This is a genomic window from Idiomarina sp. HB (assembly GCF_048059115.1).
GTDB classification, from domain to species: domain Bacteria; phylum Pseudomonadota; class Gammaproteobacteria; order Enterobacterales; family Alteromonadaceae; genus Idiomarina; species Idiomarina abyssalis.
This window is the reverse complement of sequence record NZ_JAYLVU010000001.1, coordinates 314383-334091: the sequence shown is the minus strand read 5'-3', so window position 1 is coordinate 334091 and position 19709 is coordinate 314383. Positions and strand designations below refer to the sequence as shown.

General features: G+C 47.3%; 20 protein-coding genes and 1 tRNA gene. 5 read left to right on the top strand and 16 right to left on the bottom strand.

Annotated elements, in window-relative coordinates; all coding sequences use genetic code 11:
• Positions 1–2 precede the first annotated feature (2 nt).
• The 5 genes from lepA to rpoE all read right to left on the bottom strand — a co-directional run bounded on the left by lepA (position 3) and on the right by rpoE (position 4508).
• Positions 3–1814, bottom strand: a complete 1812-nt coding sequence (lepA, locus tag VBY75_RS01690; protein ID WP_054488116.1) for a translation elongation factor 4 — start codon at positions 1812–1814, stop codon at positions 3–5.
• Between the two features lie 94 nt (positions 1815–1908).
• Positions 1909–2358: a SoxR reducing system RseC family protein gene (locus VBY75_RS01685; RefSeq protein WP_054488117.1), complete on the bottom strand. Its 450-nt coding sequence runs from the start codon at positions 2356–2358 to the stop codon at positions 1909–1911.
• Positions 2358–3323: a MucB/RseB C-terminal domain-containing protein gene (locus VBY75_RS01680; protein WP_054488118.1), complete on the bottom strand. Its 966-nt coding sequence runs from the start codon at positions 3321–3323 to the stop codon at positions 2358–2360. The genes VBY75_RS01685 and VBY75_RS01680 overlap by 1 nt, the downstream gene beginning before the upstream one ends.
• A 4-nt stretch (positions 3324–3327) precedes the next feature.
• Positions 3328–3912: a sigma-E factor negative regulatory protein gene (locus VBY75_RS01675; RefSeq protein WP_199494194.1), complete on the bottom strand. Its 585-nt coding sequence runs from the start codon at positions 3910–3912 to the stop codon at positions 3328–3330.
• A gap of 17 nt (positions 3913–3929) precedes the next feature.
• The gene (gene rpoE, locus VBY75_RS01670) at positions 3930–4508 is read right to left on the bottom strand and encodes an RNA polymerase sigma factor RpoE (RefSeq protein WP_054488120.1); all 579 of its coding nucleotides are present in this window, start codon (positions 4506–4508) and stop codon (positions 3930–3932) included.
• Positions 4509–4653: 145 nt separating this feature from the next.
• Here rpoE and nadB point away from each other — a divergent pair, with 145 nt between their 5' ends.
• A complete protein-coding gene (nadB, locus tag VBY75_RS01665) occupies positions 4654–6267 on the top strand; it encodes an L-aspartate oxidase (protein ID WP_222235450.1) in 1614 nt (537 codons plus the stop codon).
• A 10-nt stretch (positions 6268–6277) separates the two neighbouring features.
• Here the strand turns inward: nadB and VBY75_RS01660 are convergent, their stop codons facing one another.
• Both VBY75_RS01660 and VBY75_RS01655 read right to left on the bottom strand, forming a co-directional pair.
• Positions 6278–6547 (bottom strand): hypothetical protein, encoded by a 270-nt coding sequence (locus VBY75_RS01660; protein WP_054488122.1) that lies wholly within the window; start codon positions 6545–6547, stop codon positions 6278–6280.
• On the bottom strand, positions 6544–6816 hold the full coding sequence (locus VBY75_RS01655) for a succinate dehydrogenase assembly factor 2 (RefSeq protein ID WP_054488124.1): 273 nt from the start codon (positions 6814–6816) through the stop codon (positions 6544–6546). The genes VBY75_RS01660 and VBY75_RS01655 overlap by 4 nt, the downstream gene beginning before the upstream one ends.
• Before the next feature lie 80 nt (positions 6817–6896).
• Here VBY75_RS01655 and VBY75_RS01650 point away from each other — a divergent pair, with 80 nt between their 5' ends.
• Positions 6897–7790 (top strand): YgfZ/GcvT domain-containing protein, encoded by an 894-nt coding sequence (locus tag VBY75_RS01650; RefSeq protein ID WP_222235451.1) that lies wholly within the window; start codon positions 6897–6899, stop codon positions 7788–7790.
• A gap of 4 nt (positions 7791–7794) precedes the next feature.
• Positions 7795–8277 (top strand): FKBP-type peptidyl-prolyl cis-trans isomerase, encoded by a 483-nt coding sequence (locus VBY75_RS01645; RefSeq protein WP_199494195.1) that lies wholly within the window; start codon positions 7795–7797, stop codon positions 8275–8277.
• Positions 8278–8364: 87 nt separating this feature from the next.
• On the opposite strand, the gene lysS is transcribed toward VBY75_RS01645, so the two are convergent.
• The 6 genes from lysS to VBY75_RS01615 form a co-directional block, all read right to left on the bottom strand.
• A complete protein-coding gene (gene lysS / locus VBY75_RS01640; RefSeq protein WP_054488136.1) occupies positions 8365–9876 on the bottom strand; it encodes a lysine--tRNA ligase in 1512 nt (503 codons plus the stop codon).
• Between the two features lie 36 nt (positions 9877–9912).
• Positions 9913–11011, bottom strand: a protein-coding gene (gene prfB, locus VBY75_RS01635; protein WP_143441131.1) for a peptide chain release factor 2 whose coding sequence is annotated in 2 segments (ribosomal slippage) — positions 9913–10935 and positions 10937–11011 — 1098 coding nt in all. Because the reading frame shifts where the segments join, the coding sequence is not laid out codon by codon here.
• Between the two features lie 38 nt (positions 11012–11049).
• Positions 11050–12762 carry a single-stranded-DNA-specific exonuclease RecJ gene (gene recJ, locus VBY75_RS01630; RefSeq protein WP_222235452.1) on the bottom strand — a complete coding sequence of 571 codons (1713 nt, stop codon included), beginning with the start codon at positions 12760–12762 and terminating at the stop codon, positions 11050–11052.
• 3 nt (positions 12763–12765) lie between these two features.
• The gene (gene dsbC, locus VBY75_RS01625) at positions 12766–13497 is read right to left on the bottom strand and encodes a bifunctional protein-disulfide isomerase/oxidoreductase DsbC (RefSeq protein WP_054488542.1); all 732 of its coding nucleotides are present in this window, start codon (positions 13495–13497) and stop codon (positions 12766–12768) included.
• A gap of 55 nt (positions 13498–13552) precedes the next feature.
• Positions 13553–14455, bottom strand: a complete 903-nt coding sequence (gene xerD / locus VBY75_RS01620) for a site-specific tyrosine recombinase XerD (protein WP_054488138.1) — start codon at positions 14453–14455, stop codon at positions 13553–13555.
• A gap of 81 nt (positions 14456–14536) precedes the next feature.
• On the bottom strand, positions 14537–15007 hold the full coding sequence (locus VBY75_RS01615) for a VC2046/SO_2500 family protein (protein ID WP_222235453.1): 471 nt from the start codon (positions 15005–15007) through the stop codon (positions 14537–14539).
• Positions 15008–15118: 111 nt separating this feature from the next.
• Between VBY75_RS01615 and VBY75_RS01610 the strand changes: the two genes are divergently transcribed.
• Positions 15119–15203, top strand: a tRNA-Tyr gene (locus VBY75_RS01610).
• A gap of 4 nt (positions 15204–15207) precedes the next feature.
• Here the strand turns inward: VBY75_RS01610 and VBY75_RS01605 are convergent.
• Positions 15208–16176, bottom strand: coding sequence for an NAD(P)H-quinone oxidoreductase (locus tag VBY75_RS01605; RefSeq protein ID WP_416510732.1), 969 nt, complete (start codon positions 16174–16176; stop codon positions 15208–15210).
• An 85-nt stretch (positions 16177–16261) separates the two neighbouring features.
• On the opposite strand from VBY75_RS01605, the gene VBY75_RS01600 reads away from it, so the two are divergent.
• A complete protein-coding gene (locus VBY75_RS01600; protein ID WP_054488142.1) occupies positions 16262–17905 on the top strand; it encodes a tetratricopeptide repeat-containing response regulator in 1644 nt (547 codons plus the stop codon).
• Here VBY75_RS01600 and VBY75_RS01595 read toward each other — a convergent pair.
• Positions 17902–18738, bottom strand: coding sequence for a pirin family protein (locus VBY75_RS01595; protein ID WP_416510730.1), 837 nt, complete (start codon positions 18736–18738; stop codon positions 17902–17904). The two genes, VBY75_RS01600 and VBY75_RS01595, sit on opposite strands and share 4 nt — an antisense overlap.
• A complete protein-coding gene (locus tag VBY75_RS01590) occupies positions 18735–19697 on the bottom strand; it encodes a glutathione S-transferase family protein (RefSeq protein WP_199496393.1) in 963 nt (320 codons plus the stop codon). Before VBY75_RS01590 ends, VBY75_RS01595 begins: the two co-directional genes overlap by 4 nt.
• Positions 19698–19709: the final 12 nt, after the last annotated feature.

The following is a 19709-nucleotide window of genomic DNA, read 5'->3' as shown; positions in this document are numbered from 1 at the left end:
TCCTATTTGCCCACTTTTAAAACCGCAAGGAAGGCTTCCTGAGGCACTTCAACGTTACCCAGGTTCTTCATGCGCTTTTTACCTTCTTTTTGTTTTTGTAAAAGCTTCTTCTTACGACTAATGTCACCGCCATAACATTTAGCTGTTACGTTTTTACGCAGCTGCTTGACCGTTGAACGTGCAATAACATGGTTGCCAATGGTCGCCTGAATCGCGATATCAAACATTTGCCGTGGAATTAACTCACGCATTTTATCAACCAGCAACCGGCCTCGCCCTTCCGCATGATCACGGTGAGTGATCATTGCTAAAGCATCGACGCGGTCGCCATTAATCAATATATCGACACGAACCATGTCCGCAGGTTCAAATTTCTTGAACTGATAATCTAACGATGCGTAGCCACGGCTGGTCGACTTTAATCGGTCAAAGAAGTCCATAACCACTTCAGCCATAGGCAGTTCGTAAGTTACCGAGACTTGTTTACCATGATAAGCCATGGCAGTTTGCACACCACGCTTATCAACACAAAGAGTGATGACATTCCCCAAAAATTCTTGAGGAACCAAAATATTAGCTTCTACAATCGGTTCATAAATGGTTTCGATATCGTTAACCGGCGGCAAGTTAACCGGGTTATCAACTTTCACCATGCTACCGTCAGTTTTTTCAACTTCGTAAACCACGGTCGGCGCAGTGGTGATTAAGTCAATATCGTACTCACGTTCAAGTCGCTCCTGGATAATTTCCATGTGCAACATACCAAGGAAGCCACAACGGAAACCAAAGCCAAGCGCTGCTGAGTTTTCTGGTTCATAGAAAAGCGAGGCGTCATTTAACGACAGTTTCCCTAAGGCATCACGAAACGACTCGTAGTCGTCCGAGCTTATCGGGAACATACCCGCATAAACCTGAGGTTTTACTTTTTTAAAGCCCGGAACCGGTTCTTTCGCCGGATTACGCGTGTTGGTCAGCGTATCCCCAACCGGAGCACCTAAAATATCCTTAATGCCAGAAATTACATAGCCCACCTCACCGGTATGCAAAATACCGGTTTCGTGCGGTTTAGGGTCGAAATAACCAACTTTATCTATTTGATGAGACTGTCCGGTAGACATCACAGTCATCTTCTCACCAGCACGTAAAGTACCATTACGCACTCGAACTAAAGAGACCACGCCCTGATAGTTATCAAACCAGGAATCGATGATCAGGGCCTGTAATGGCTCTTCTGGTTCGCCCTTGGGCGGCGGTATTTGCCGGACAATGCGCTCAAGCACGTCGTCAATACCTAAACCAGTTTTAGCCGAACACTGAACTGCATCAACCGCTTCAATGCCCACAATGTCTTCAATTTCCTGAGCAACACCCATGGCATCGGCTTGTGGCAGGTCAATTTTGTTCAGTACCGGTACTACTTCCAGGTCCATTTCAATTGCGGTGTAACAGTTTGCCAACGTCTGGGCTTCTACACCCTGAGCAGCATCAACAACCAGCAAGGCACCTTCACAGCCAGCTAATGAACGTGATACTTCATAAGAAAAGTCAACGTGTCCGGGCGTGTCGATAAAGTTTAGCTGATAGGTCTCACCGTCTTTTGCTGTGTAATAGAGCGTTACACTTTGCGCTTTTATCGTAATACCGCGTTCGCGCTCCAAGTCCATGGAGTCCAGCACTTGCTCGGCCATTTCGCGGTCTGTCAGTCCTCCACAATGCTGGATCAAGCGATCCGACAAGGTCGATTTACCGTGGTCAATGTGAGCGATGATCGAGAAGTTACGAATATTACTTTGCTTGAACGCCCTATTCGGCATTGATGATACCTCTGTAAAACTAAATTCTGGAACTTAAAAAATTAGCCCCGATCATACTCATGTTAGCGGCAAGAACAAAGGACTTTATGCCAGTTCAGGGGTTTGAGTGCTGAACCTCAGCTGAAGCTTCCAGTTTAACCATCGCGTTGACTTGAATATCACGTTTGCGAAACCAGCGTTTTAACCCCCAAAAGGTTAAAGCGAAGCCCGCAAAAGACAGCAAAATAATAAAGCCTTCAGTTAAGGTGCCTGTATTCTCAAGTAATACGGCTATTAGAAGCAGCATCAGTATAGGTAAGCCATAAAGTAATAAAGCAAAACGCGTTACAGCGGTATCAGGTACTTCAAGTTGCACAAGTTCGCCAGGACGAAAAGCTTGTTCCGTTACTACCGTGAACTGTGCATTTCTGTCAGCAAAGACCTTGCTCAGAATACCGGCACCACAGTTAGAAACCTGTGCACACCCAGAGCAGGCTGTTTTAAGTTCAGTTGTTACTGTAACCCGGTTGCCTTCAACCGCGGTAACTTCGGCAATCTCTTTCATTATTTAACTTCTGTCGCTATACGTTGAGCCATGGCCAACGGCACCTGCCCCACAACGGTCACAAGAAAATTATTATACCGCTTTGAGAATAAAGTTTGTGAGGAAGATAGCGCAAGATCGGTTTCCATGCCCTCAGTAAGTTCTGCAACATAAACTGAATACTCTGCCAGACCATCTGAAAACAAGTAATGGTCGACTGGCGTTGAATCTAACACCAGGGTATGACTTTGCTGACTTAATAATCTAAAACCTTGTGGTGCCCAGCGGGGGTGCGCATCATACTGTGTTGGCCTTTTAACTCGAAGGTCCTCAAGCATGGGAGGCATTTCAATATTTTTAATTTCGGTCATTATTTCGGGCGCAGTTTCACGAACAGATAAGCTCGTCAGTTGTACCTGCTCTACCACGTCGCCTGACTGATTCAACATAATGACCTTGAGCGGCATACCATGCTTACGATCAATCCATAACGAATAGCTGTAACGCTGGCTGTCTCTGCTTAATATGCGAATATGTTGCGCATTGCGCCCCAAAACCCTCGCGCCTCCACCAACTGTTACCTGGTAGCTATGACTTAAGCGTTCAAAAGGTTCAGCAAAGGCCGCTGGAAGAATTGCAGTGATGCTATCAGATTTCAATGCGTAATTACTGGCAGAGGTATTGAAGTGAGCAACCCGATCATCGACTCTTAAAATACGAAAATCAGGGCCGTTCATTTGAATTAAAAGTTCGGCACTTCCTGCGTCAGGATCGTTGCCCTGTAACCATTGGTAGGGCTCGATTTGATCGCCATGCGCGTGAACTAAAGAAGCTTCAAAATTCAGTTCTGTTAAGGCGACCGCCATACGGTTGAACCAGTCAGCACCGTTCTCTGTTTGTTCGCTATTTTGCTGTGCACTGACAACAGAGCTTCCTGCTAATAAAAAAGCCCCGCATAAAATGGACCGGTACAACCGAGATATCATGATTTTAATTACCTTTGTTGAGCTCCTGCTCAGATTGTTTCTCTTCGCTTTCTGCTTTTTGCTGCAACATAAGTTGTTGCTGGTGATCAATCATGTACGACTGAACCTGGCGACGGCGTTGCTGATCGTTAATTTGTGACATTGGTTCAACCCGATTCAGGCTGACAGGCTCACGACCACCTCCAATTGGGCTGGTTAGTAACGCAGGTTCCGCACTCCCCCCTTCAGGCGTTGCCGGCTGCTGGTAAGTTTGTACAGTCATTACCGCAACAACAGCAACACTGGCCGCGACAGCCACTTTAGCGAAAGGCTGGAACCAGCGTGACGCAGCTTTATTTTGGCTCTTAGAGCGACCAAAACCTGGTGTCACAACTTTATTAGATTCCTCATTAACACTAATACGAACCTGTTCACTAATGTCCAAGCTGATATCGGCGTTTAAATCCCCTTTAATGGCTGCACGAATAACACTATAACGATGCCATTCCTGCGTTGCCTGTTCATCATCCAGTAGCGCTTCTATTGCATCAGCATTGATGACCTGGTCATCAAACAGCGCGGATGTTGATTCTGATTCATTCCGAGACATAACTGCCCCTCTTTAGTTTACCGTTCCAGCAACGGTCGGAGTTGATTATCTATTGCTTCCCGAGCGCGAAAGATGCGAGAGCGGACAGTCCCGATAGGGCAATCCATTTCTAGCGCAATTTCCTCGTAACCGAGACCCTCAATTTCCCTTAATGTAATTGCCCGACGTAAATCTTCAGGCAAATCATCAATTGTTTTAAGTACCACATCTCTGATTTCATCAGACAACATTTGTCTTTCCGGAGATGCACTGTCTCTGAGTGCTCCAGCTCCTTCATAGAACTCTGCGTCTTCAGCATCAATATCGGATGCGGGCGGCTTTCTACCTTGCGAAACCAAATGGTTTTTCGCTGTATTCACCGCAATTCGGTACAACCAGGTATAAAAAGCACTGTCACCACGGAAGTTCGGTAGCGCTCGATACGCTTTTATAAACGCTTCCTGTGCAACATCAGCTACATCACCCTGTTGTTTGACATAACGCGATATCAAACTCATGACTTTGTGCTGATACTTCTTTACCAGCAGATCAAAAGCCCGGTTATCACCTTGTTGTACTCTTTCGACCAGCTGTTGGTCACTCACCTGTTCGCTCATCCGAGCCTGTTCTCCCTTAACCCAGGAACTGCTGGAACTGGCGGCCCGTCCTGTATCTTACTGACTGTGACAGGACCGCATGTAAAAAGTTCGCAAAAATATCGCCAAATGCGTAAAATCGTTCAAAATTCACATTGAGTACTTTATGGAACCTGTTGCAAATTATCAATGCGATGTGCTGATTATTGGTTCGGGAGCCGCGGGTTTAACCACCGCTTTACAGTTGGCTGATGATTTAAAAGTCACCGTCCTAAGTAAAGGCCCGCTGACTGAGGGCTCAACGTTTTATGCTCAAGGCGGCATCGCAGCTGTTTTCGATGAAAATGACAGTATCGAAAGCCATATCGAAGATACCTTAATTGCCGGCGCAGGTCTCTGTGACCCCGAAGCGGTTAAGTTTACCACAGAAAATGCCCGCGCAAGTCTGCAATGGCTTATTGATGCAGGAGTGGGCTTCGATCAGGTGCAGTCGAAGGATGACAGCCCTACCTACCATTTAAACCGGGAAGGTGGGCATAGTCACCGCCGAATTCTGCACGCTGCTGACGCCACCGGCAAGGCCGTACAAACCACCTTGCAGAAGAAGGCTTTAGAGCACCCGAATATCACCATTTTAGAACGTTACAATGCCGTTGATTTAATTACCGGTTCACGCATTGGGAAACCTGCCGGCTGTTACGGCGCTTACATCTGGAGTCGCCCTAAAGAACAGGTTGAAACAGTCGCTGCTGGCTGTGTTGTTCTGGCAACAGGCGGAGCCAGTAAAGTGTACCAATATACCAGTAACCCGGATATTGCCAGCGGTGATGGTATAGCCATGGCATGGCGAGCAGGTTGCGCCGTTGCTAATATGGAGTTTAACCAATTCCACCCAACCTGCTTGTTCCACCCCAACGCACAAAGCTTTTTACTCACCGAAGCCTTGCGTGGTGAAGGCGCATTACTTAAGCGTCCGGATAGCAGCCGGTTTATGCCTGATTTTCACGAGTCAGCAGAGTTAGCGCCACGCGACGTCGTTGCCCGGGCTATAGACTACGAAATGAAGCGCCTGGGTGCCGACTGTATGTACCTGGATATTTCTCATAAACCTAAAGAGTTTATCCAGCATCATTTCCCCACTATTATGGAGAAATGCCTGTCGCTTGGGATAGACATCAGTAAAGAACCCATGCCTGTGGTGCCCGCTGCACATTACACTTGTGGTGGTGTAAAGACAGACCTGAATGCTGCCACCGATTTACCGAATCTCTATGCAGTTGGTGAAGTTGCCTGTACTGGCCTGCACGGCGCAAACCGCATGGCCAGTAATTCGTTACTGGAGTGCTTGGTCTTTGCTCGTGCCGCGGCTAAAGATATTTTGTCGAAACAGTCACAGCGACAAGCCTTAACTCACCTGCCAGGCTGGGATGAAAGTCAGGTAGCAGACTCCGACGAGGAAGTTATTATTCAGCATAACTGGCACGAGTTACGACTCTTTATGTGGGATTACGTCGGCATTGTCCGCACTACCAAGCGGCTGGAGCGTGCGTTACATCGCATTGAGTTGTTGCAGCGCGAAATTCACGAATACTATTCTCACTTTAAGGTGAGTAATAACCTGCTTGAATTACGGAATTTGGTTCAGGTATCTGAGTTAATCGTAAGAAGTGCTATGAGTCGCAAAGAAAGCCGAGGCTTGCACTATACACTCGATTATCCTGAAACTTTGCCTGAAACAAAGCCAACCGTACTCTCTCCTAAGTTAATCACCCAGGCTTAGCTCTTGAGTGTTAATAATCAGACAACTGCTGCAGTTGGCGTCGCAATTTAAATTGCTGCGCCTGCGGCAGCTGAAACCACCAAATCCATAGCCAGTGGCGTACTTCTTTATTCGTTTCAGTTCTACGGGTGAGAGGTAAAAGCACCAACAAGCCAGCAATAACCAGCGCTTTACTAAAAAACTGCCAGCGCTGCTGTTGCCACCACCAATAACGGCCACATGAAGAAACAGACAGTGTCCCCATTGGCCGCTGTAAATTAAAGAAATGAGCAGGATTCACACTTTGACGCGTGACAGCATAAACTGAACCATGGCGTCGAGCTCTTCATCTTCACACTTCTGGTGTCCCATAAACCAGGCAAAAAGATCCGGGTCATCGCAGGTAACCAGACGACGAAATACCGCTTTCTGCTCTTCGCTCAATTCGTCATAAGCCTGATCGACAAAAGGTTCAAATAATACATCCAGCTCCAGCATTCCCCGGCGGCAGGCCCAACGTAAACGACGCTTGTCTTTAAGTGCTTCTTCCGATTGTTTTAACGGCAACATAAAATCTCCGCAGCAATTGCCCTTGTAATTCGATAATGTGCCCTAATATTACCACGTAAGCCATTTAATAAGGAGTCATTGTGGTTGAGTTAACACAGCATTTTAGTGACGCAAATCTGGACAGCCTTTCCGTTCAACTGACGGATTATGGTATCCTTTCTGTTTCCGGTGCAGATGCTGACAGTTTTTTACAGGGTCAGCTGACATGTGATTTACGCAAACTCGACCAGAATAATTGGTTATATGGCGCACATTGTGATCAAACCGGAAAAGCCTTTAGCGTTTTTTGGCTTTGTCGTGAAGCCGATGCCGTATTGCTGATTATGCATCGCAGTGCAATTGAAGGCTCTTTGGCACAATTAAAGAAATACGGTGTGTTTAGTAAAATTACAGCTGAAGATGTCAGTGACGACTGGAACATTGCAGGTGTTTTTGGCAATAAAGCAGCCAGCGTTGCATCAGAATTTGATGGCCGGGTAATACAGGTTGGGACAAGTCCCGACCAATATCTGTTACTCAGCCAACAACCAATTTCTACGGATTATTCGCAACCCTACTGGGATGCGTTGGAAATTGAACGGGTTCGCCCACAACTTACGTCTGAAAACAGCCAGGCGTTTGTCCCGCAAATGATGAATTTGCAGGCGTGGGATGGAATCAGTTTTGACAAAGGATGTTATATCGGCCAGGAGACTATTGCCCGAATGAAGTATTTGGGCAAACAGAAACGGGCACTCTTTCGCTTATCCGGTAAAGTAACGGCTCAAGTTACACCGGGTGTGCAATTAGAGAAAGCCATTGGCGATAACTGGCGTCGTGCAGGTACGGTCATTATGGCAGTGAACCGCACCGACACCCACGTGGACTTACTAGCTGTTTTACCCAGCGATATAGACGCTGACACAGCTATTCGGGTTCGGGATGACGACGCAAGTCTTCTGGAAATACACTCACTGCCTTATCAATTAGGTTAAACTTATGAGCGAAACCATTGCACCAAACAAAGTCGTGGCTATTAACTATGCCGTTAAAACGGAAGATGGCCAGACACTGGACCAGTCTAAAGATGGCAGCCCACTGAACTTCATCCACGGTCGTGGCATGCTGATTCCTGGTCTGGAAAATGCACTGGAAGGCAAAACTGTTGGCGATAGCTTCACCGCAGAAGTTAAGCCAGAAGAAGCTTATGGCGAACGTCATGACGGCTTAATCCAGACTGTACCGCGCAACCTGTTCGGCGACAACGAAGTTCAGCCTGGCATGCAGTTCCGCGCCAGCACGGATCAAGGCGAGCAGTCTGTCGTTATCGTTGAAGTAAAAGACGACGAAGTGACTGTTGACGGTAACCACCCATTAGCAGGTGTTAACCTGAACTTTGACGTAGAAGTGCTTGAAGTTCGTGATGCGACTGAGCAAGAACTTGAGCACGGTCACGTGCATACTGAAGGCGAAGATCACTAAGCACAGCTTTTTGATTTCGATAAAAGAAACCCGGCTAATTAGCCGGGTTTTTTTATGCGCATTAGATTCACTTTTCAGCCGGTTAAATTAGTCGGCTTTTGGGCGCATGTGCGGGAATAAAAGTACGTCACGAATAGAGGCTGAATCAGTTAACAACATCACCAGACGGTCAATACCAATACCCTCGCCCGCTGTTGGGGGCATGCCGTGCTCAAGAGCCGTAACATAGTCTTCATCGTAGAACATCGCTTCGTCATCGCCCGCTTCTTTCTGTTCAACCTGTTCACGGAAGCGCTCAGCCTGGTCTTCTGCGTCATTCAACTCAGAGAAACCATTCGCTAGTTCACGTCCACCGGCAAAAAACTCAAAGCGGTCCGTGACAAATGGATTGTCATCGTTACGACGAGCAAGCGGTGATACTTCTGCCGGGTATGCGGTAATAAAGGTCGGCTGAATTAAGCGGTGTTCTGCAACCGTCTCAAATATCTCAATTTGAATTTTACCCAGGCCCCAGGAAGGCTTAACGTTAACACCTACCTGCTCAGCAATTTCTGTCGCGCTGTTCAGATCGTTCAGCTGCTCGACCTTCACTTCCGGCATATATTTGAGAATAGCTTCCAGTACCGTCATACGCTCAAATGGCTTACCGAAGTCGTAATCAACACCCTGGCTGGTAAACTGAGCGGAACCCAGCACGGCTTCCGCCGCTCCGCGTAACATTTGCTCGGTTAAGTCCATCAGGTCGTGATAATCGGCATAGCCCCAGTAGAACTCCAACATTGTGAACTCTGGGTTATGACGCGTCGATAAACCTTCGTTTCGGAAGTTGCGGTTAATTTCAAAAACTTTTTCAAAACCACCCACCACCAGACGCTTCAAGTAAAGTTCCGGCGCAATACGTAAAAACAGTTCCATATCCAGCGCATTGTGATGCGTACTGAATGGACGCGCTGCCGCACCGCCAGGAATTGCCTGCATCATAGGCGTTTCCACTTCCAGAAACTGACGTTCACTTAAAAAGCGACGAATGTAATCAATAACTTTAGAACGAACCACGAAAGTGCTGCGTGACTCGTCATTAGTAATAAGGTCTAAGTAACGTTGGCGGTAACGTGTTTCCTGATCGGCTAAGCCATGAAACTTGTCTGGCAATGGGCGTAATGCCTTAGTCAGCAAGCGTATGTCGTCTACCTGAACACTCAGCTCTCCGGTACCGGTAATGAACAACGTACCTGACGCGCCAATAATGTCGCCTAAGTCCCACTTTTTAAATTCAGTGTTGTAGTAACCTTCAGGCAGATTGTCGCGGGCAACATAAAGCTGAATTTTCCCGCTCATATCCTGAATGGTGGCAAAGCTCGCTTTACCCATAATACGGCGGGTCATCATACGCCCGGCAACTTTGACTCGAATGCCCTTTTCAGCCAGCTCTTCTTTGCTCACTTCATCGTATTCTGCATGTAAGTCGGCCGCTAACGAGTCCCGACGGAAATCGTTCGGGAATGCGATACCCTTATCGCGAAGCGCCGACAGTTTCGCCTTTCGTTGCGCGATCTGTTCGTTTACGTCTACTTCGGGTGCTTGCGATTTATCAGTCATTATCGATTTTCCTCTGTCGGGATACTTAAATTAAACTTACAGCCCGCTTTTTAAGCTGGCTTCAATAAATGGGTCTAAAGCGCCGTCTAGCACGGCTTGCGTATTGCGGTTTTCAACGCCGGTACGTAAGTCTTTTATACGTGCATCATCTAAAACATATGAACGAATTTGACTGCCCCAGCCAATGTCTGCTTTCGAGTCTTCCAATGCCTGCTTCTCTTCGTTCTGCTTCTGTAACTCAAACTCATACAATTTTGCCTTTAGCTGCTTCATTGCTGAGTCACGGTTCTTATGCTGCGAACGGTCACTTTGGCATTGTACAACAATGCCTGTCGGTTCGTGTGTTAAGCGAACGGCGGAATCAGTCCGGTTAACGTGCTGACCACCTGCGCCAGAAGCACGATAGGTATCAACTCGTAAATCTGACGGATCAATTTCAATGTCTATATCGTCGTCAACTTCCGGGTAAACGAATACCGATGCGAAAGATGTATGCCGACGATTACCTGAGTCAAAAGGTGACTTACGAACCAGGCGATGAACACCAGTTTCGGTTCTTAGCCAGCCATAAGCGTACTCTCCGGCTACACGCACCGTAGCCGATTTTAGTCCGGCAACATCCCCTTCTGACAGCTCAGTAATTTCCGCTTTAAAGTCATGCGCTTCAGCCCAACGCAAATACATGCGCAGTAACATATTGGCCCAATCCTGAGCCTCGGTTCCGCCAGAGCCTGACTGAATATCCAGATAACAGTCGGCAGAGTCATTGTCTTTTGAGAACATCCGGCGAAACTCTAAGTTTTCAAGCTGTTTTTCTAAGCCTGATAATTCTTCCTGAGCTTCGTTAAAGGTATCTTCATCATCAGCCTCTACAGCTAAATCGACGAGGCCTTCTACATCATCCAGACCTTGCTGAAGTTTATCCAGAGTTTCTACTACTTGCTCTAATGCGGCACGTTCTTTACCTAACGCCTGCGCTTTTGGTGGATCATCCCAGACATCGGGCTGTTCCATTTCACGGGTAACTTCTTCCAGACGCTCTAACTTAGCATCGTAGTCAAAGATACCCCCTAAGCGCATTGCTACGCTCACGCATATCTTTAATGTTATTGTAGGTTGCGTTGGTCTCAAACATGCGACTACCTAATTCTGTTTATTTTAAAGGGGCGTAGTTTAACGTATTGCGCGGATTTGCTCCACCAACAACTGGACGTTTGTGCGTCCGCGGAAGTGATTAAGTTGCGGCTTGTATAAAAGTTCAACAACCGTAGCCTGCCGCGCTGGCCATTGTTGTGTATCAACGTTAAAAGCGATGCCGTCTAACAACTCCCCCTGAGGATGACGCACCACCAATTTTAGATGGCGTTCGCCAACAATGCGTTGATCAACCAGCTCGAACTGCCCGTCAAACATGGGCTCAGGAAACTGCTGCCCCCATGGACCTGCATTTTGCAGAGTATTCACACTGTCGAGTGACAACTGCGGTACAGTCAACTCACCATCTGACCAGAATACCCGCTGCTTTTGTTCTTCCGATAACCATTCGGATGCGACTTGTTCAGCCAGTTCGGAAAACCGCGTTAGGTTCACTTTTTTTAGCGTTAACCCCGCTGCCATAGCGTGTCCGCCAAAACGTTCCATAATGCCAGGCTCCAGACTATGAATACGCTCCAATAAGTCACGCATATGCAAGCCACTGACCGAACGCGCCGAGCCTTTTAGTAAGTTGTCATCGTCATTCGCCAATGCAATAACCGGACGGTTCACCTGTTCTTTTACCCGGCCCGCAACAATACCAATAACACCAGCATGCCAGTCTGGCTGATAAAGGGTAACTAAATCCGGTACCTGCCCCTGGTCAAAACGTAATTTCGCGACTGCACTTTCGGCATGCTCACGCATTTCCGTTTCAATAGACTTACGCTGTTGGTTTAAATCGTTAAGTTGCTGCGCTAACTGCTTTGCCCGGGACTCACCCGCTAATAAACATTCGATTCCGAGCCCAATGTCGTCTAACCGGCCTGCAGCGTTAATACGCGGACCCAGGGCGAACCCCAAATCACTGGCTGCCAACTGACTCGCGTCACGGTTGGCAACTTCCAGCAATGCTTTAATTCCGGGGCGGCTCATACCTTTACGAATACGGGCTATACCCTGTTGCACTAATACGCGATTGTTATAATCCAGCGGTACGACATCGGCGACAGTGCCTAAAGCCACAAGATCAAGCCAGTCTGCCAGATTCGGTAAAGGTTCTATGCCTTCTTCTCTTAACGCTGCGCGCAACGCCAGCAACACGTAAAATGCAACACCAACCCCGGCTAAATTCTTACTTGGGAACTCGCAGCCCTGCTGGTTTGGGTTAACAATGGCGTCAGCAAGAGGAAGCTCCGCCGGAGGTAAATGATGATCGGTTACCAAAACTTGTATGCCGTTATCCCGCGCAAGAGAGATGGCGTCGTGTGCCGCAATGCCGTTATCAACAGTAATAATAAGATCGACGTTGTCTGCGGTCAGTTGTTTTACCATAGCAACAGAAAGCCCATAGCCGTCTGTCATTCGGTTCGGAACACGGTAACCAACCTTTTCTAAGCCAAAAGCCTGCAAAGCGGAAACCATCAGCGCCGAGCTGGTCGCTCCATCAGCGTCAAAGTCACCACAGATGCATACGCGTCGCTGCTTTTTTAATGCAGTTCGAAGCAGTTCAACAGCTTTAGCAATATCTTTCAGCGAAGAGAAATGAAGAAGCCCTGAAGCTTTAAGAGACAATTCGTCCGCACTGCGAACTCCGCGCCGTGCATAAATTTGCCGCAACAAAGGAGGCATTTGCTGCGGCAGAAAACCATCGTCAACAACCTGATAACGACGTATTTCATAGTCACTCATGAATTACTGCGACTCACCTTTTTTGATTTCAGCCACTAATCTTGAGGCCGGTAATGCGCCAGGCACCATACGTCCGTCCGGCAGGATAATAGCTGGTGTACCGGTTACGCCAAAGGATTTACCCAGTTGATAATGCTCAGCAACCGGATTTGAACAGTTAGAGCTGCCGCTAAAACTTTCTTCATCTTTAAAGGCGGCAATGGCTGCTTTTTTATCATCAGCACACCAGACGGTCTGCAACTGACGCGCACCTTTGCTACTCATACCACCACGAGGGAAGGCTAAGTATTTAATGGTAATTCCTTCAGCATGATAACTGCTCATGTTTTGATGCAAACGCTGACAATAGCCACAGGTTGTATCGGTGAAAATGGTAACTTCATATTTTTCGTTCTCTGCCGGATAAACAATCATGTCATCAGTGAAACCTTCCAGCATTTTTAAGCGCACATTGGCCATTGCGGCTTCGCTTAAATTAACAGGCTCCTTACCGGTAATATCGAAAACATTTCCACTGATTAAGCGCGTACCATCGTCAGAAACATAAAACATGCCCTGATTAGTAACAGCACGGACATAACCGTCTATTTCACCCGGCGCGGTCGACAACACCTCAATACCAATTTTATTCAAATGGCGGGCATCAACTTCATTTTGTACAGCACCAACAGCGCTGGTACTAAAGCCGACACTTGCCAGCCCCGCAAACCCTAATACAAACATCAAATTGCGCATAATAACCTCGTAAATTAACTGTCCGAACCCTACCCTTTTAACGGCTAAAATGCAATTAACCGCGTGGGTGATGCTGAGCATGCAAGGCCTGCAGACGCTCGCGTGCAACCTGGGTGTAAATTTGAGTGGTCGACAAGTCGCTATGCCCCAAAAGCAGCTGTAATACGCGCAAATCGGCGCCATGGTTCAACAAATGCGTGGCAAACGCATGCCGTAACGTATGGGGCGACAAATGAGCATAAATTCCGGCTTCCTCTGCGTAATGCCGCAAACGGTACCAAAATGCCTGACGCGTTAGTAACGAACCTCTTTGTGTCACGAATATCCAGGGACTGCTTTTATCCGTTATCGCCGGACGGCCATGTTTTAAGTATGTATCCAGCCATTCCAATGCTTCTTCCCCCAAAGGCACCAAACGCTCTTTGTTTCCCTTCCCAACAACCCTTACCAAGCCTTGCTGGCGGCTCAGTTGGTCATACTGCAGACGAATAAGCTCCGTTACCCTTAACCCCGTAGCGTAAAGCACTTCCAGCATGGTTCTGTCACGCAGGCCAATGGGAGTTTCTGTATCAGGCTGCTGCAATAACGACTCAACGTCAGCTTCGCTTAATGAGTGAGGAATGCTCTGTGGCAATTTAGGACGCTTCAGGCGCGCAGTTGGATCAACCGCTACCCATTGCTGTTTTACCGCAAATTGGAAAAACTTTTTTGCCGAACTTAAAAATCTCGATGTGCTTCTTGGCGAGAGCCCTTGAGTTCTGCGCCAAAGCAAGTAGTCCTGAAGTACTAATTCATCGGTGTCCATCAGCGATTTTTTCGAGGGTATAAGGTACTCACAAAAACGTCGTAAGTCGCTACGGTAAGCCGCCTGAGTGTTTTCGCTGGAACCATGATGCAGCCACAAATGCTCAGTAAAGGCGTCAATACGATCTTCGTCCTCTGGGCGCAGTTGCTTCATGTTTTATCGAATTTGCGAAATGGTAACAGCATTATGCAATATAGAGAGGTTGTCGGGAACTCTTTAACACCAATAAAAAGCTTAGTGGGTAATTCCCAGTTTTTGCAGCACATCGTAAAGACCGGCGGGCCCTTTGTGTCGGTAGTCGTTTTTGTCATCAGCCTGAGGTTGCTTTTTCTTCTCAAGTCGCTGCCGTACTTTCCAGTCCAGGTTCTGAATCAGCTCTAAAGGCAAACGATCCGGCGTTGCATCCGGAATGAGGGGTTGAGGATGAGTCGCGTCCTGTAATTTAAAGTCCGACAGCTGGCTTACGGTTGCATAAACGCCTGAGGCCATCACAGCACCTGGCTGAACATCTAAAGGTCTTGCCCTGCCTGCACCGATAGAGCGCTGCCAATTCACCTCAGTTGGGCGTTCAGAGACAACCGGGTCAGCGCCGAGTGCCGAGACCCAATAAGCGAACTCACCGGAGAAACCGTGGTTAACGGCTTCGCTCGCGTGTTGCTCAAAAAAATGAGCGGCATTGTTCTGAACAGCAGAAACTTGACTCATTAAGACTCTGGATTATCAATTACCGATAGTTCTGTATCGGCCAAAGTCCTAAAAGTTTAAGTTTTCTCTTTACAGCTAAGCTAAGACTGTTATTATACGCGCCACTTGAGTGGAGGGGTTCCCGAGTGGCCAAAGGGATCAGACTGTAAATCTGACGGCTCAGCCTTCGCAGGTTCGAATCCTGCCCCCTCCACCATTTACTACTGCTCGGCCAACTTCAGTATTACCTTTCCCTGCGTCTTATTCGCCGCAACATAGTCCAGCGCTTTTTGAATATCATCAGCCGTAAAAACCTGATCGATAATCGGTTTTATTTTGCCGGTTTTAAACTTATCGCTAAAGTCATGCCATAAACCGTTTAAAATATGACCTTTTTGTACTGAAGACAGCGCCCGCAACGTCGAGCCCATAAGCTTCTGACGCTTCATTAGCATTCGCCCGAAATCAACTTCTCCCGTACGACCGCCCATTAAGCCAATCAAAATAATACGACCGTCTTGCTTTAAATACTGCTGGTCTTTTGCGATAGATTCGCCGGCAACCGGATTGAGGATGACATCGACTTCTCCCAGCGCCTTAACTTCTTCAACAATATCTTGCTGATATCGGTTAATAACATGCTTCGCACCGAGGTTCAGACAAAATCGTGATTTTTCATCGCTGCCTACGACCGCAATAACGTCATTACCGCTTTCACGGCACAACTGTATTAGCGAAGTTCCGACCCCACTGGCACCGGCATGCGCCAATACCCGCTCTCCCTGTTTTAGCCCGGCTAACTGGAAAACATTGAGATAAGCAGTAGCAAAAGTCTCAAGCCAGCCAGCTGCGGTTTCATGACTCCAGTCATCCGGCACTTCCAGCAGTTGTTTTGCCGAAACGTTGACCCGCTCTGCAAAACCGCCTCCGGCTAGTAAGGCACTAACACGTTGCCCTGTCTTCCAGTCGGAAACCTGGCTGCCAACCTGCTCTATAACGCCACAGACTTCTAACCCGGGAATATCGGATACGCCGTTAGGCGACGGATACTTCCCTGCTATTTGCATTAGATCGGCGCGGTTAACCCCGGCGCTTAAAACACGCAACTGAACCTCATCTGCACGCGGCTCGCTTAAATTAATACCGTCTTTCCATATCACTTTTTGCTCTGAAATCTGAATTGCTTTCACATCAGCCTCCGTTGCCGCTTAACATTATTGAAATTAGCCAGTATGCTGTCGGTATTGAATACTATCAGGATACTGTTTGACACTAATGGACAAAACCTTAGAGCTCAATGATAAACGTGTGTTATTGATTGATGACCAGAAGCCCTTTCAGGTTATGCTCAAAGGCCTGCTGTTAAACTTGGGGGCAAAAGACGTCCAAATCAAGACAACGGGTGAAGCGGGCATTGCTGCCTACATCAAAAACCCGCACGATATTCTGTTGGTAGACTATAACCTCGGCCGTGGCCGAAATGGCCGACAGGTACTGGAAGAGCTTCAGGTTCGCGGTTTAATGAAAGAACACACCCTGTTCTTCATTATTACCGGCGACAATACCCGTCCAATGGTTTTAAGCGCGCTGGAGCTGCAACCAGACGACTATTTAATGAAGCCTTTTTCCCATCGTGTTTTGCGCTCTCGTTTAATGCGTGCCTACAAGCGTCGCATGTGGTTAAAAGATGTATTTAAAGCTCTGACTAAACACGATTATGAGGCCTGCATTAGCGCTTGCCAGAAACACATTCAGTCAAACAGCCGTTACAGCAATTATTGCCGAAAACTGCAAATTGAGCTGTACAATAAAACCGGGCAACTGGATAAAGCCGAAATAGCCATTAAAGATCTGCTGGAAGAGAATTCCCATAGCTGGGTGTTTCTAAAGCTGGCGGAAACCCGACTGCTGCAAAACTCACCAGAAGAAGCGCTTAATATTCTTAATCATATTATTAAGCGTATGCCCAATGCCATTGAGGCCCATGATTTAAAAACCGAATGCTACCTGCAACAACAACAGCTTGAAGAGGCACTGGAAAGCGCACGCGATGCAATAACCATGGCGCCCTTTTCTATTGAACGACAAACCAAACTGGCCCACATAGCACGCGACAATGGTGACTTTGATATAGCCAAGCAAGCCATGAATAACGTTTTGCAAATAGCACGCAAATCGGTCTTTCGTAATGCGCAGCACTTATGTAATTACTTGCGCAGTATTCTTGATGCAGCTGAACACAGCGACACGCCACAGCAGATTAGTAAATACCAAACCGAAGCTACGATGGAGCTTCAGCGAGCCCGTTACGATGAGCATCTATTGCATGCCGATATTTCATTTGAAGATTTAGAAGCCATTTTACTGTCACGAATTGATTCGTTTAACGGTCGTTTACGCGAAGCCCAACAGCGTTTAAACGAAGTTGTCGGGGAAAATCTGGCAACGAACCAACCTATCAACAAAGATTTATTACCAGACGTTATTGCGATTCTGCTCGATGTCGGCGAGTACGAAAAAGCCAATACGCTCGCCGCCTATAAAGACGACAACCTGCTACTTGACAGTTACACCACTAAAATCCTGCAAGCCAGACTTGCCGCCGCTCAAAAGCAGCAGGACGCCTTCTTTAAAGTGCACAAAGCAGGTGCTGAAGCGTATCAGGAAGGTCATTACAGTCGCGCATTAGAGCTGTTCCGTGAAGCGATGGAGGTGGCTCCAATGAACAGTGGCGCTGCACTTAACTTTATCCAGGCGGCCGTGCGCTTTATCGAAGAAACGCCTAACGCAGAACGAAAGTTATTGAAAAAGGAATGTGACCAGTGCTTTAAAGTATTAGAAGGTCTGCAACTTTCCAGCAGCCACAGTAACCGCTATGAGCGATTACTGGGGCAGACTGAAGCATTAGAACTGCGCTAACTTAGCTTTTGATTGGCTGCCAGAGTCCCTGCCTGGTAGTCTTTTATCGCCTGTTCAATCTCACCTGAGTTATTCATGACAAACGGCCCATACTGAGCAATCGGCTCTTCGATGGGTTTTGCCGCCAGAAGAATAAATCGTGCACCTTCGTCAGTAGTGCACGTTAACGTGTCCGCCGGATCAAGCACGAGCAATTCACCTTCCTTTGCGAGCTCTCCATTAACCGTTAAACCGCCCTGATAAACATAGAGTAAGCGACGTTTTTGTCCCTGAGAAGGCAAACTAAAAGCTTCTTTACCTAAGTGTACGTCCAGCATTAAGAAATCACGCCCGGGCGCTCTTACCGGACCTTCTTGCTGCTGATATTGGCCCGAAATAACTCTGACAAGAGCGCCATCACTTTTTACTTCGGGAATAGTCGCCGATGGAAAGTCATGCCAATCAGGCTCACTCATTTTTTCGTCAGATGGCAAATTAACCCATAGCTGAAAGCCCCACATCAGACCTTCAACCTGCTTCGGCATTTCAGCGTGTATGATGCCTTTAGCTGCTTTCATCCATTGTACGCCACCGGCCTCTACTGCGCCCGTATTGCCAACCGAGTCTTTGTGCTCCATGGTTCCGGCCAGCATATAAGTCAAAGTACAAAATCCGCGATGCGGATGAGGTGGAAAGCCTGCAATATAGTCATCAGGATTATCCGAGCGAAATTCATCCAGCATTAAAAATGGATCCTGATGTTTCAAACCCGGCTGATTAATAATGCGGGTAAGCTTAACCCCAGCACCGTCCTGAGCAGGCATACCCCGGTGTTTTGCCAAAATAGCGCTCACGATTTTTTACCTCCATTTTGACCCCGATTATGTGTTTGATGAAAATTGATTTCAGGGCCCTTAGGCACCACCTGAGTCGGGTTAATTGTGGTATGGCTGGCGTAGTAGTGAGTTTTTATATGATCCATCACAACCGTTTCTTCCACACCCGGGTGTTGATACAACTCCAGCAAGTAGTTCCACATATTAGGATAATCGACAATACGTTTCTTATTGGTCTTAAAGTGACCGAAGTAAACCGCATCAAAACGAACCAAAGTTGTAAATAGCCGCCAGTCCGCCTCTGTCAGTTCATCACCGGCGAGGTAACGGCTCTGACTGAGAATATCTTCGACTTTATCCAGTGCCGCAAACAAAGACTGGTAAGCCTCTTCGTAAGCCTTTTGTGTGGTCGCAAAGCCGCTGCGGTACACACCATTGTTAATGTCGTTGTAAACCCACTCGTTGATTTCTTCTATCTGCTTTTGCTTATTCGCCGGAAAAAAGTCCAGAGTATTTCCGGTCAGTTCATCAAACGCAGAATTGAAAATTCGTATAATTTCCGCTGACTCGTTATTGACTATGGTCTGGGTTTTCTTATCCCATAACACTGGTACCGTAACTCGCCCGGTATATTCCGGATCGGCTTTCAGATAAATTTGATAAAGAAAGTCAGCGTCATAGAGAGGCTCGTTAAGAGGAGCTTCAGAAAACTCCCAGCCATTCTCCAACATCAACGGATGTACTACCGAGACATCGATATGACTTTCCAGACCTTTTAGCTTCCGAAAAATTAATGCCCTGTGAGCCCAGGGGCAGGCATAAGAAACGTACAGATGATATCGGCCGGATTCGGGCTCAAACTCTGTACCTTTAGCGACTGTATTTCGAAACTGTGACTCGCTGCGCACAAAGCGGCCACCATGTTTCTTTGTGTCATACCACTTATCGCGCCACTGACCATCCACTAATAAACCCATAATAAATTCCTC

Bases quoted from the DNA above. Each gene is read 5' to 3' on its own strand.
- lepA (WP_054488116.1), bottom strand. From the start codon at position 1,814: ATGCCGAATAGGGCGTTCAAGCAAAGTAATATTCGTAACTTCTCGATC.
- VBY75_RS01685 (WP_054488117.1), bottom strand. From the start codon at position 2,358: ATGAAAGAGATTGCCGAAGTTACCGCGGTTGAAGGCAACCGGGTTACA.
- VBY75_RS01680 (WP_054488118.1), bottom strand. From the start codon at position 3,323: ATGATATCTCGGTTGTACCGGTCCATTTTATGCGGGGCTTTTTTATTA.
- VBY75_RS01675 (WP_199494194.1), bottom strand. From the start codon at position 3,912: ATGTCTCGGAATGAATCAGAATCAACATCCGCGCTGTTTGATGACCAG.
- rpoE (WP_054488120.1), bottom strand. From the start codon at position 4,508: ATGAGCGAACAGGTGAGTGACCAACAGCTGGTCGAAAGAGTACAACAA.
- nadB (WP_222235450.1), top strand. From the start codon at position 4,654: ATGGAACCTGTTGCAAATTATCAATGCGATGTGCTGATTATTGGTTCG.
- VBY75_RS01655 (WP_054488124.1), bottom strand. From the start codon at position 6,816: ATGTTGCCGTTAAAACAATCGGAAGAAGCACTTAAAGACAAGCGTCGT.
- VBY75_RS01645 (WP_199494195.1), top strand. From the start codon at position 7,795: ATGAGCGAAACCATTGCACCAAACAAAGTCGTGGCTATTAACTATGCC.
- lysS (WP_054488136.1), bottom strand. From the start codon at position 9,876: ATGACTGATAAATCGCAAGCACCCGAAGTAGACGTAAACGAACAGATC.
- recJ (WP_222235452.1), bottom strand. From the start codon at position 12,762: ATGAGTGACTATGAAATACGTCGTTATCAGGTTGTTGACGATGGTTTT.
- dsbC (WP_054488542.1), bottom strand. From the start codon at position 13,497: ATGCGCAATTTGATGTTTGTATTAGGGTTTGCGGGGCTGGCAAGTGTC.
- xerD (WP_054488138.1), bottom strand. From the start codon at position 14,455: ATGAAGCAACTGCGCCCAGAGGACGAAGATCGTATTGACGCCTTTACT.
- VBY75_RS01615 (WP_222235453.1), bottom strand. From the start codon at position 15,007: ATGAGTCAAGTTTCTGCTGTTCAGAACAATGCCGCTCATTTTTTTGAG.
- VBY75_RS01600 (WP_054488142.1), top strand. From the start codon at position 16,262: ATGGACAAAACCTTAGAGCTCAATGATAAACGTGTGTTATTGATTGAT.
- VBY75_RS01590 (WP_199496393.1), bottom strand. From the start codon at position 19,697: ATGGGTTTATTAGTGGATGGTCAGTGGCGCGATAAGTGGTATGACACA.